Source organism: Corynebacterium sp. 13CS0277, from assembly GCF_002994655.1.
GTDB lineage: Bacteria > Actinomycetota > Actinomycetes > Mycobacteriales > Mycobacteriaceae > Corynebacterium.
In genome coordinates this window covers 1-11947 of the sequence record NZ_PPDL01000038.1, presented here as the reverse complement: position 1 = coordinate 11947, position 11947 = coordinate 1, and the positions used below count along the sequence as shown (strand labels likewise).

The 11947-nt window shown below is 68.2% G+C and carries 10 protein-coding genes and 3 tRNA genes; 5 read left to right on the top strand and 8 right to left on the bottom strand.

The genetic code is table 11. From position 1 onward, the window contains the following. Positions 1-376: 376 nt before the first annotated feature. The gene (locus tag C1Y63_RS11990; RefSeq protein ID WP_106016686.1) at positions 377-901 is read right to left on the bottom strand and encodes a DUF3093 domain-containing protein; all 525 of its coding nucleotides are present in this window, start codon (positions 899-901) and stop codon (positions 377-379) included. Positions 902-1062: 161 nt separating this feature from the next. On the opposite strand from C1Y63_RS11990, the gene dut reads away from it, so the two are divergent. The 4 genes from dut to dxs all read left to right on the top strand — a co-directional run bounded on the left by dut (position 1063) and on the right by dxs (position 6280). Next, a complete protein-coding gene (gene dut / locus C1Y63_RS11985) occupies positions 1063-1551 on the top strand; it encodes a dUTP diphosphatase (protein ID WP_233195710.1) in 489 nt (162 codons plus the stop codon). A gap of 201 nt (positions 1552-1752) precedes the next feature. Further along, positions 1753-2607, top strand: a complete 855-nt coding sequence (locus C1Y63_RS11980; RefSeq protein ID WP_106016685.1) for a DUF3710 domain-containing protein — start codon at positions 1753-1755, stop codon at positions 2605-2607. Beyond that, on the top strand, positions 2604-3833 hold the full coding sequence (locus C1Y63_RS11975) for a class I SAM-dependent RNA methyltransferase (protein WP_106016684.1): 1230 nt from the start codon (positions 2604-2606) through the stop codon (positions 3831-3833). Before C1Y63_RS11980 ends, C1Y63_RS11975 begins: the two co-directional genes overlap by 4 nt. Before the next feature lie 455 nt (positions 3834-4288). Beyond that, positions 4289-6280, top strand: coding sequence for a 1-deoxy-D-xylulose-5-phosphate synthase (dxs, locus tag C1Y63_RS11970; protein ID WP_106016683.1), 1992 nt, complete (start codon positions 4289-4291; stop codon positions 6278-6280). 114 nt (positions 6281-6394) lie between these two features. Here dxs and C1Y63_RS11965 read toward each other — a convergent pair whose 3' ends face one another. Together C1Y63_RS11965 and C1Y63_RS11960 are read right to left on the bottom strand one after the other, a co-directional pair. Next, positions 6395-7627 (bottom strand): HRDC domain-containing protein, encoded by a 1233-nt coding sequence (locus C1Y63_RS11965; protein ID WP_158256169.1) that lies wholly within the window; start codon positions 7625-7627, stop codon positions 6395-6397. Between the two features lie 177 nt (positions 7628-7804). After that, positions 7805-8422: a DUF3000 domain-containing protein gene (locus tag C1Y63_RS11960; RefSeq protein WP_199189118.1), complete on the bottom strand. Its 618-nt coding sequence runs from the start codon at positions 8420-8422 to the stop codon at positions 7805-7807. Between the two features lie 304 nt (positions 8423-8726). Between C1Y63_RS11960 and hemQ the strand changes: the two genes are divergently transcribed. After that, positions 8727-9473, top strand: a complete 747-nt coding sequence (gene hemQ, locus C1Y63_RS11955; RefSeq protein WP_106016680.1) for a hydrogen peroxide-dependent heme synthase — start codon at positions 8727-8729, stop codon at positions 9471-9473. A gap of 155 nt (positions 9474-9628) precedes the next feature. Here hemQ and msrB read toward each other — a convergent pair whose 3' ends face one another. The 5 genes from msrB to C1Y63_RS11930 all read right to left on the bottom strand — a co-directional run bounded on the left by msrB (position 9629) and on the right by C1Y63_RS11930 (position 11946). After that, positions 9629-10060 (bottom strand): peptide-methionine (R)-S-oxide reductase MsrB, encoded by a 432-nt coding sequence (gene msrB, locus C1Y63_RS11950; protein ID WP_106016679.1) that lies wholly within the window; start codon positions 10058-10060, stop codon positions 9629-9631. Between the two features lie 252 nt (positions 10061-10312). Continuing rightward, positions 10313-11563, bottom strand: coding sequence for a glycosyltransferase family 87 protein (locus C1Y63_RS11945; RefSeq protein WP_199189117.1), 1251 nt, complete (start codon positions 11561-11563; stop codon positions 10313-10315). Between the two features lie 99 nt (positions 11564-11662). Beyond that, positions 11663-11738, bottom strand: a tRNA-Gly gene (locus C1Y63_RS11940). A gap of 32 nt (positions 11739-11770) precedes the next feature. Continuing rightward, a tRNA-Val gene (locus C1Y63_RS11935) sits at positions 11771-11845 on the bottom strand. 25 nt (positions 11846-11870) lie between these two features. Beyond that, positions 11871-11946: transfer RNA gene (locus C1Y63_RS11930), tRNA-Gly, on the bottom strand. Position 11947: the final 1 nt, after the last annotated feature.

Below are 11947 nucleotides of genomic sequence, written 5' to 3'. Positions count from 1 at the left end.
TCCTGACCAACAATCCTCGCAGGTGGTGTGGATCACGGGGTGGGCGAACTGTGCACTAGGATGAGCCAAGTCGGGGCCTTTACTCATGCGCCGTGTCGTCGCGCCGCGCCCACGGCGCACCCCACCTGACAGTGCCGATTCCCCGGTGCCTCCACGGAGAGACAATCCGCGGGAAGACGGCCATCTCAAGGGCGCAGGCGCCTGTCGGGAAACGCCCAGAGAGGTGGTGGCTGGGAGGGAGGCGTGAGTCTGCGGGGTGGATGGGGGCCGCTGTGCGGGCGCCCGTGTGTGGGGGAGTGCCCTGGAGACGACAACACCCCGCGTGAAGGCGGGGTGAGATATGTGCGTCGTCCGAGAGTGAGGCCGTGTGGGCTGTTTAGGACTCTGCGGTGGTGCGACCGGCTGCGAGATCGGGCACGAAGCTTGAAATGAGGGCGTGCGGGTCCTTCGAGCCGATGAGCCAGTAGGGGGTCGGGTCGTCCGGGTCGTCGAGGACAAACATGGCCATCTCGTTGACCCAGCCGTGGGAGACAACGAAAGCAGCGGGGTCGAGCTGCCGTCCGAGCGCGTTGCGCTTGGCCGTTGCCGGCACGGCCAGCGTGCGGGAGACGACATCATCGGGTAGTTCCGCGCCGGAGGTTTTCAACCACCGGCTGCCGTCCGGGTCCTGTTCGACGGTGACGGTCGTCGACGACAGTGCGAGCAGTGACCAGATGGCGATGCCGGTGAGCACGATGGCGGGCACGATGAGCCACACGATGGAGCGGTTGTGCGCCAGCTGGGCAGTAATGAGCGCCACGATCAGTGCGCCAAAAACCCACCAATACCAGGGCACCCACTGGCGTTCCGTGTAGAGCACGCGGGGGGCGGTGGGGGTGGGGGTGGTGTCGGCTGCAGTCACATCGATTGAGTCTAGCGGAGTCCGCCCCGGCCACGCCGTGCGGCAGGCGCCGATGGTGTCACGGCGGGGAGCAACCCGCTCACGCCGTGCACTCGGGCGAGGGGCTCCCCGCGGTGGCCCGGGTGCGGGTGTCGCCGCGCGCGGCGGCTACGCTGGTAGCCGTGACTGCCACGAATTCTTCCTCCCCACAGCATGCTGCACACGCGCCAACGATCCGGCTGAAGCGACTGGACGCGGGCCTGCCGGTGCCGGCGCGGGCTCACCGCGGCGACGCGGGCGTGGACCTGTACGCCACGGATGACGTGACGCTCGCCCCGGGACACCGGGCGCTCGTCGGCACCGGCATCGCTCTGGCGCTGCCGCTCGGCTACGTCGGGTTGATCCATCCGCGCAGCGGCCTGGCGTTGAAGCACGGCATTTCTGTGGTCAACACCCCGGGCACTATCGACGCCGACTATCGCGGTGAGATCAAGGTGTGCCTCATTAACCATGATCTTGAGGCCCCGTTTGAGGTGCGGCGCGGCGATCGTATCGCCCAGCTACTGATCCAGAAGGTGGAGCTGGTGGACTTTGTCGAGGTCGATGAGCTTGACGACACCACCCGCGGCACCTCCGGCTACGGGTCGACCGGGGTCACGGGCCACCTGTGACGACCGGCCACGGCGGGGTTTCCCGCCCGCTGCCCGTAGACTCTGTGGGGCGCGCCGGATGCTGCCGCACTCGCTCGAGCGTTGTGTCTCGTCGTGTGCTGCGCGGTGTCGGCGGCGCCGACATAATCTTTTTTCATTTTTCATCAACCATGTGTGCGCCCGCCCCTCGTGGGGCGGGTGCGCGAGAAAAGTAGGTACCTGATGGCTCTGTGGCCGTTTTCCAAGAAGAAGGACGAGGAGTCCCAGGAGGCTCCTGCAGCACCGGTGACCGAGGTCGTCGAGACGACCCCGCTGGGGGAGGACTTCGAGACTCCCGACCCGCTGCACGACGCCGTCGATGGTGCCCGCGGCCCCTTCGACGCGAACTCGGTGTCGATGGATGACTTTGATTTCTCCGACTTCTCCGCCGGCATCCTCGACCTGGGGTCGATGCAGATTCCGCTGCCGATGCGCTCCGAGGTGCAGGTGGAGATGGGGCCGGAGGGGCCCCGCCTGCTGCACATCGTGACCGAGTATGGCCGCATCACCCCGGTGGCGTTCGCCGCCCCGCGTACTGCCGGCCAGTGGCGTGAGGCCTGCCGTGACATTGCCGAAGGCATGCGTGCCGACGGGTTGGATGTCACCGTGGAGCGTGGCCCCTGGGGCCGCGAGGTTGTCGGCCGCGCCGGCGACGCGGTGGTGCGCATGATTGGTGTGGATGGTCCCCGCTGGTTGCTGCGGATGACGCTGGCGGGCCCTGCGGACCGCGCGGACAACATGGCGGCCCTGGGCCGCGAGGTGGTGGCCCGCACCTTCGTGGTGCGTGGCAACGAGCCCTTCCCGCCCGGCAACTCCCTGCCGATCCAGCTGCCGGAGGCGCTGGCCAATCAGGTGCGTAACGCCATGGAGCACAAGGACCAGTGGGTGCCGCAGGTCGCCGAGATGGAGGAGCAGCGTCGCGCCCAGGCCGCAGCCGCAGCCGAGCAGGCCGCAGAGGCGCCTGCCGCGGATGTCCCGGAGCGCAGCGCTTTTGACGAGATGAAGGCCCAGGCGGAGTCTGAAGGCGAGAGCAAGTGACCGACCGCGTCACCCCTGCGGTGGGGGACGAACTGCTCGTGGAGGTCGCCCGCCCGGCGGCCGGGGGTGAGTTCATCGCCCACGCCGATGGCCGTGTCGTCTTCGTCGCCGGCGTCCTGCCCGGGGAGCGCGCCCGCGTGCGCGTGACCCAGGCGAAGAAGAACTTCCTCCGCGCGGACCTTATCGCCGTGGAGACTGCCTCCGCGCAGCGGGTGGCGGGCCAGTGCGAGGCCGCAGCCCAGGGTGCCGGCTGCTGCGACTTTGATCATGTGGATCCGGCCGCGGCGGGTGCGCTCAAAGTGGACACGGTGCTGGACTGCCTGCGCCGCCTGGGCCGGGTGGATACCGTGCCGCAGCCGCACACGATGGCGTTGGAGCCTGCCACCGGCTGGCGTACCCGCGTCCGCCTCGGCGTCGACGCTGCCGGCCAGCCCGGGCATCGCCGCCGGGGCGGCACTGAGGTCCTCGGGGGCGTGCCCTGCGCCCAGGTGGATCCCCGCCTGCAGGAGGCGGTGTTCGCCCACGGCCCCTATACGCCGGGCGCGGAAGTCGTCGGCGCGATCGATTCTGGCGGCGAGATCGCCATCGTGCAGGTGGCCCGCCCGCCGCGCGGCCAGCGGGCCCGCACCATCGTCCAGGCGGTGACAGGTCCCCGTACCCTTACCCAACAGGTCGCCGGCCATGACTTCTCGGTCGCCGCCATCGGTTTCTGGCAGGCACACGTGGCCGCCGCGGAGACCTATAGTGCCCTCCTGCGCGAATGGCTCACCCCCATCCTCGCGGAGACCACGGGCGCTGTCGTCGGATGGGACCTGTTCGGCGGGGTGGGTGTGTTCGCCCACGCCATCCTCGACGCCGCGCGTGCCGCCGGCGCGGATGCCGATGCCGCCGAAGTGCACGTCGTCGACTCCGAGCCCGGCACAGCAGGCGACCCGCGGATTGTCATGCACGGCGGCGACTGCGCCGCCGTAGTCCCGCAGCTGCCCGCCGCCAGTGTGGTGGTGTGTGACCCGCCTAGGCAGGGCGCGGGCCGCGCCGTGGTGGAGGCAGTCGCCGCCCGCGCGCCGCGCGCCGTGGTCCACGTCGGCTGCGACCCCGCCACCTTCGCCCGCGACATCGCGGCCTGGCGCGATGGCGGTTACGTGCTCAAGGAACTGTGCGTCATCGACGCCTTTCCCTCCACGCACCACAGTGAGACTTTCGCGCTGCTGGTGCCCGCGACGTAAACTAGTCCGATAACCCCCACTTACCCCCAATTCACCCCCTGACTCACCCAACACCCGTGTGGTGACGCGGCAGCCGATCCCCCTCAAAGAATCGGCTGTGGCGACATCCCGCGTGTGGTGTGCGGTGGCCACCTGTGGTGCGACGGCGGTGCGTGGGCTGGCTGGACACACCACCTTGAAGGGGAAGTCCTTCAGCGCAACCCCGGCAGCCCCCGGGGTGTGACGTGTAGGACTCTCAGCCAGGGGCGCTCGCCCCGGGTGGCGTGCGCCCACGGCGCATCGCCCAGGCGGGCGGTGTGTCTCCGTGCGCCCCGTGTGTTTGCCAGCTAGCCCCCGCAGTCGCCCCGCGTGTGCCGGTAGCAGCTTCGCGTCCCCACCGTTTTTCAACGAGGAGGTTCTCCTCGGGTGGTGCGCACGCTGGTTGTCCAACGAGAAGGATTTTGTAGCGTCTGACCATGAGCATCCTCGAAACACTGTCTTCGCCCGCAGACCTCACGGCGCTCAACGATGACGAACTGACCCACCTGGCGGCGGAAATCCGCGAATTCCTCGTGGAGAAGGTGTCCGCCACCGGCGGGCACCTCGGCCCCAATTTGGGCGTGGTGGAGCTGTCGCTGGCACTGCACCGGGTGTTTGACTCCCCGCAGGACCCGATCATCTTCGACACCAGCCACCAGTCCTATGTGCACAAGATGCTCACGGGCCGCTGGGACAAGTTCGATACCCTCCGCCAGCAGGGCGGGCTGTCGGGGTACACCGACCGGGGCGAGTCGGAGCACGACTGGACGGAGTCGTCCCACGCCTCCGCGTCCTTGTCGTACGCGGATGGCTTGTCGAAGGCGTTTCATATCTCCGGGCAGAAGGATCGCTGCGTGGTGGCCGTGGTGGGCGATGGGGCGCTCACGGGCGGCATGTGCTGGGAGGCGTTGAACAACATTGCGGCCGATAAGGACCGCAACGTCGTCATCATCGTCAACGACAATGGGCGCTCCTACTCGCCGACCATTGGTGGTTTCGCGGAAAACCTTGCGGACCTGCGCATGCAGCCCTTCTACGACAAGGTGATGGAGGCCGGCAAAACCACCCTGAACTCCATGGGGTGGGTGGGCAAACGCACCTTTGAGGCCATGCACGCCTTCAAGGAGGGCGTGAAGCACACGGTGCTGCCGTCGACGATGTTCCCCGAGCTGGGCATGAAGTATGTGGGCCCCGTCGATGGGCACAGCCTGAAGGAGTTGCAGCACGCCCTGCGCTACGCCCGCGACTACGACGGGCCGATCATCGTGCACGTGGTCACGGAGAAGGGCCGGGGCTACGCCCCCGCGGAGGCGAACGAGGCGGACCTCATGCACTCCACGGGCATCATCGATCCCGTCACCGGCGAGCCGGTGGCCGCATCCAAGCCGGGCTGGACGGCGGTGTTTTCCCGCCGCCTGGTGGAACTCGGCGCGGAGCGTGAGGACATCGTGGCGATTACGGCGGCGATGGCGGGTCCGACGGGCCTGGCGCGTTTCGGGGAGGCCTACCCGGAGCGTTTCTTCGACGTCGGTATCGCGGAACAGCACGCCGCGACGTCGGCCGCGGGGCTGGCGCTCGGCGGCATGCACCCGGTGGTGGCGATCTATTCGACGTTTTTGAACCGGGCGTTTGATCAGCTGCTCATGGACGTGGGCCTGATGAAGCTGCCGGTGACGTTCGTCCTCGACCGGGCGGGTATCACGGGCAGTGACGGGGCGAGCCACAACGGTGTGTGGGACATGGCGATGTGCGCCATCGTCCCGGGCATCCGGGTCGCCGCGCCCCGCGATGCCGAGCAGCTGCGCCAGCTGCTCGACGAGGCTGTCGCCATCGATGACGGGCCGACCGTGGTGCGTTTCCCGAAGGGGAACCTCCCGGCGCCGGCGCGGGCGATCGACTCCTTCGACGACGGCGTCGATGTCCTCGCCTACGGGGAAGTCAGCGTCCAGCTCGCCGAGGAGGTGGCCGCAGAGGACGATGGCCGCCCCGTGGACGTGCTCATTGTGTCCGTGGGTGCGATGGCGCACTCCTGCCTCGCCGCCGCGGCGGAACTCAACAAGGCGGGCATCAACGTCACCGTGGTCGACCCCCGCTGGGTGATCCCCGTCGCCCCCTCCATTCCGGCGCTCGCCGCCGACCACGACCTGGTGGTCACGGTGGAGGACGGCATCATCCACGGCGGTGTGGGGTCGCTGATCGCTGAGGCTTTGTCCGCCGCAGAAATCGATGTGCCGGTGCGGCGCATCGCCGTGCCGCAGCAGTACCTGCCGCACGCCTCCCGGGACGCATTGCTCGCACAGCTGGGCATGGACACCGACGGCATCGTCGACCAGGTCACCGGTTGGGTGGACGAGTGGCTCGACGCGCAGGACGAGCTCGCGGAGTGCGGCGCCGAGGCGGACCTCGACGAGGACTCCCGCGAGCTCTAATCCCCGCCGCCAGGCACAGCACGCAAGCCCCCGCGGCTCCCTTGTGTAGGGTGTCGCGGGGGCTTGTCTTGTGCGCAGTCTCGGCTGGTGGAAGCCGGCCGCGGGCGGGTGGTGTTAGTCGCGATAGCCCATGTCGTGGGCGGCTGCGGTCAGCGCGTCGAGGAGCGCGTCGTGCTGCCAGGGTCGGGCGTGGTGGTCGGCGAGGGTGCGGGCGACGGTGTCGCGCACGGACTCGGCCGGGGTGGCGGTGTTCTCTGTGGCGACGACGAGACGCACCGCCAGGTGCTTGAGCGTTGCGACGTTGGGGAGGCAGCGGCGATCGACGGTGTAGTCCTCCGCCACCGCGTCCGCGGTGCGTTTGAAGTGCTCCCACAGGGCTTCGACGCGCGGGTCCCGCCCGTAGCGGACCATGGTGTCGTCCCCACCGCTGCGGCGCGGCGGCGGGGTGTCGCTGGAGGCGACCGCGTCGTCGATGATCTGCAGGATCTCCACCATTTTGTTGGCCGGGATCCGGTGCCCCAGCGGCATCCTCTTCAGCTCCCGCGGGGAGCGCAGGCCCCGCCCGCCTGCCGCCAGCGCGATGAGGGTCTTGTTGGGCAGCAGCCGCTGCACCGAGGTGTCGGTCTGCTCACCGGTGGCCTGCCGCCACTGCTCGAGGGCGGCGGCGATGCGCCGCCCGGCGGCGGTGTCGATGTGGGACGCGCCCTTGATGTCTGCCCACATTTTCTCGGCGGCGGGCTGCGCGGCCAGCCACAGCTGGTGGGCGTTTTCCTGGGCGAAGAACTCAGTTTTGCCCTCGGCGGCGAGGTCCTCGACGAAGATGTCGGCCAGGGGCAGCAGGTACTCGACATCGAGAGCGGCGTAGTCCACCCACTGTCGCGGCAGCGGGGTGCGGGACCAGTCTTCGTTGGAGTGCGCCTTGTCGAGCACGATGCCGAGGTTTTCCTCCAGCAGGAATCCCAGCCCGGTGCGGGGCTCCTGCAGCAGTAGTGCCGCGATTTCGGTGTCGAGGAGCGTAGTGGGTCGCATGGTGAGCTCGGCGAGGCAGGCGAGATCGTTGTGCGCGGAGTGCAGCACCCACGTTTCTCCGCTGAGCACCGGGCCGAGGATCTCGGCGCAGGCCTGCCGGTCGGCCTCAGGGGCGATGAGCACCGCCGGGGTGCCCTCCCGCTTGGCTTGGACGAGGAAGGCGCGTTCCCCGTAGCGGAAGGAGGAGGCCCGCTCGGCATCCATGGCGATGGGCCCGGACGCCTCGGCCAGGATGCGGGCTGCGGTACGGAAGCCCGCGGCGTCGGTGTAGACCGGCGGGGTGCCGCTGTCGGGGCGGCGAATTTTGCTCACACTCACGGGTGATAAGCCTAAGCGGGTTGGCTCTCCACACCCAATCCGCGCCCAGGGCGTCGCCACTCATCCGCGCGGTGGACCACACCGCGGCGCTCCAGCCTGAGGTACACGACTGCCCCAGCATCCCCGCACGCGGGGCCACTGGGGCAGTAGAAACATCTGGCGCGAGAAGGTGCGACGCTAGCCGATGCTGGCGACACCCTCCGGGGGGAGGCCTGCGACGTTGGCGAGCACGTTCGCGAAAGCACGGACGTGGGCCGACAGGTCGGGGCCGGTGGCGGTCCAGGAGGCGCGCAACTCCAGCTGGAAGGCGCGCGGCGGGCCGCCGATATCGCCGAAGCGTACCGAGGCAGTCGAGGTGACCGTGCCGCCCAAGTTGCTGTGGTCGGCGCCCGTGGATTCCAGGCCTTCGCGGAGCCAATCCCACGCCACATCCGGCAGGAGGGGATCGCCGGCCACGGCGTCATCCATGTCGGCCTGAATGTAGGCCACCAGCCGCATCTCGCCTTCCCAGGTGGCGTCCCCGCCGGGTTCGCACAGCAGGATGAGGCGGCCGAACGCATCGCCGGAGGCGTCGACGGGGGTGGTGGAGTTCGAATCCTCTGGGCGCACCAGCTCCACCCCGATGGCGTGGGAGTGGGTGGCCAGCTTCTGCGGCGGGCGAATGGTGCCGAGCGACAGCTCCGGGCGCAGGCCGGAGATGTACAACGATTCAACCGCGTCCTTAAACAGCTGCGGGGTGTCCGCCTCGGGGCGGCCGGCAGCTGTGGTGCGGGAGGTGGCAGAAGATTCAGTCACGTCGACAAAGCTACAGGTGGGCCGGTGCTGCCGCACGGAGGCGCGCCGTCGGCGTGTCGGCCCGCCTGCCCCCGCCCACCGGCAGGGGTGCCGACACCCGGGGGTACGGGCCGGGGAAGAGGGCCGCGGGGCAGGGGGAGAAAATCATCCATCGAAAGGTGGATGCATGCGTGTGTGGGGGCGTATTATGTCCCATGGACTCCCAAGCCTGTCACGTCGCGTGCGGTGGTGGGGTCTCATTGTGACAACGTCATCCATTGGTTTTTATCCCCGGCCCCAGGTGGGCAGAAAGAGCGACGGCACCATGAGCCACGAGCAGCAGGATCACGGCCACCACGGCCACGGCAAAGGCGAGCGCCCCGACTACGCCGCACTGAACAAGGTGCAGCGCTACACCCAGTGGGCTGTGTTCCGCATCATCCCCGGCGCCCTCGGCTCCGAACGCGAGGACATCATCGCCAACGCCCAGGCCTTCTTCGCCAAGCTGGAAGCGGAAGGCAAGGTGACCGTTCGCGGCATCTACGACGTGTCCGGTATCCGCCAGGGCGCGGACTACATGATCTGGTGGCACGCGGAAGAGATCGCCGACATCCAGGCCGCCTACAACGAGTTCCGTCGCACCACGGTGCTCGCGCAGGCCTCGGAGGACGTGTGGATCGCCAGCGCCCTGCACCGCCCGGCCGAGTTCAACAAGTCGCACCTGCCGTCGTTCATCATGGGTGAGGCCCCGGGCGACTGGATCACCGTCTACCCCTTCGTTCGCTCCTACGACTGGTACCTCATGGACGACAAGGACCGCCGCCGCATCCTCGCCGAGCACGGCATGTCTGGCCGCACCTACCCGGACGTGCGCGCCAACACGGTGCCGGCGTTCGCCCTTGGCGACTACGAGTGGATTCTCGCCTTCGAGGCCCCGAGCCTGCACCGCAACGTCGACCTCATGCACACGATGCGCTACACCGAGGCCCGCCTCCACGTCCGCGAGGAGACCCCCTTCTACTCCGGTCGCCGCGTGAACGACATCGCTGAGATCATCACCATCCTGCCCTAAGCGCAGTACACCCCCGGCCGCAGCGCGCCACACACGCATGAGCGCCCGCCCCTGCACACTCCACCCGGTTCGCGAGTCCCTCGCGGCGGGTGGGTGGTGAGCAGGTGGCGGGCGCTGCGTGTATCACGAAGCGGGGACGTGCTGGCAGCACCAAGCTACCGGGTGTCGGTGGCGGGCTCGAGGGTAAGGCAGATGGAGTTGATGCAGTAGCGCTGATCGGTGGGGGTGTCGTAGCCTTCGCCTTCGAAGACGTGGCCCAGGTGCGACTCGCAGTTCGCGCACAGCACCTCGGTGCGCACCCGCCCGAGAGAGTGGTCGGGGCGCAGGATCACGCGGTCGCCGGCGGCGGGGGAGTAGAACGCCGGCCACCCGCAGTGGGCGGGGAACTTCGTCTCGGAACGGAACAGCTCCGCGTTGCACGCCCGGCACCGGTAGACGCCCTCGGTGAAGGTGTCGGTGTATTCGCCGGTGTGCGGTGCCTCTGTGCCCGCCTGGCGCAGCACCGCGAACTCCTGCGGGCTGAGCAGCTCCTGCCACTGTTCGTCGGTGAGTTCGCGGTAGTTGATGGGGGTGTGTTCAGTGCTCATAGTCCACCACCTTAGACCGCCCCGGGGCAGACGCGGGCGCCGCCCGAGTCGGCCTGACAGCACGTGGGGCAGTCACCCCGGGGGACGGACGTGTCAGGGGCGCGGGGAGGGCCCGCGTCACCAGCGACATCGACACGCGCTCTGGCAAGGGTGGATGCGCGACGCCCCGCCGGCATGCGGGGCGCTGTGGGGCAGCGCGGCGCACACGGGCGGGGCGTGGGATGGAACAGCGGGCGCGCCCACTTCGGGCTCCTAGTGGGCCGGAGTGGGCGCCGGCCGGGGTGCCTGGCGGCGGTCCTGCACCCACCACACGAACGCCGTCGTGGCGGCCACGATGAGAATGAGCCCCCAGCCGAGTGTCGGCTTGAAGTAGTCAGCAAGCTCCGTGACCGCGAGCTCACGGTTGAGCACCCAGTGCTCCGGGGAGAGGAACAGGTAGGCGGCAATCCACGCCACCGCCGAGTGCATGATGCTGCGCCGGCTGAAGACGGTAAACATCATCGGGAACAGCAGCATCGAGTAGTACATCTGCCCCAGTGAGGACAAGAAAAACACGCCCGCCAACAACACGCCAGATGTCGTCGCCGCCCACATGAGCGGATCGCTGTAGCGGTAGCGCAGCAGCCACAGCACCGCCACCGCCACGGCGGCAGCGAACAGCACCTGCCAGAACGCCTGCTGCCAGCCGGGCATCTGGTAATAAATCGCCTGCCCCGCCAGGGAGGAGTTGGCGTAGTCCCGGGTCTCCTTCAGGTACGGCATGAGGCGGGTGACGTAGTCGCCCGCGCCCGGCACCACCGGCCACGCGATCGCGTTCGCCACCGCCGGAACCGCGAGCCCCGCCACAATAGTCTTCCACTGCAGCTTCACCAGGGGCAGGAACAGCAGCGGCAAAAAGATGGGCTTAATCAGCGCCGCAACCCCCAGCACCACCCCGGCGAGGATGAGCCGCTCATGGAGCAACAGCCACAAAAATCCCACCAGGCCCAGCAGGAGCAGGCCATTGATGTTGGAGAACACCAAGGTGTTGCGGACCGCCTCCGTGAGGAACGCCAAGGCGACGGCCGCCGGCCAGATGGCCGTGCGGAGAGAAAAGCCAAACATGCGGGTGAGGATCCCGAGGGCCGCCACAATTGCCGCCGCATTGACCACCACGAAGGCCGTGCGGGCCGCATCAAAATTCGTCAGCAACCCCAGCGGGCTCAGCAGCAGGGTCGCGCCAGGGGAGTAGAGGTAGTGCGGGTCGACGTACGCGTAGTTCTCGTTGTAAATCGGCACGCCCTCATGGAACCGCCGCAACGCGTAGTACACCGTCGAAAAATCATCTGTGATCGAGCCATTGATCGCCAGAATGCACACGCGGTGGATCACCAGCACGAGGGACAGCGGCCATGCCACGGCCCGGCCGGTGGCATCCCACGAGAATGTCCGCGGTGCCGCAGCGGGGGTGGGGGTAGCATTCGTCGTCCACAGGGACTCTAAACGTCGAACTAGCGTAGTCACCCGCCTACCTTAAACCGCCCAAGCGGCAGAACGAGGAAACCTGTGGGCGTGGCGGGCAAAGAAAAAACCCCGAACCAGATGGAACCCGGTTCGGGGGAGTGGAGCGGATGACGAGACTCGAACTCGCGACCCTCACCTTGGCAAGGTGATGCGCTACCAACTGCGCTACATCCGCATGAATCCAGATTAAAGAGCTGATTCGGGCTCTGGTGCGCGATACTGGGATCGAACCAGTGACCTCTTCCGTGTCAGGGAAGCGCTCTCCCGCTGAGCTAAACGCGCGGGGTGAAGAACCGAATACGGTTCTTGGAGCGGATGACGAGACTCGAACTCGCGACCCTCACCTTGGCAAGGTGATGCGCTACCAACTGCGCTACATCCGCA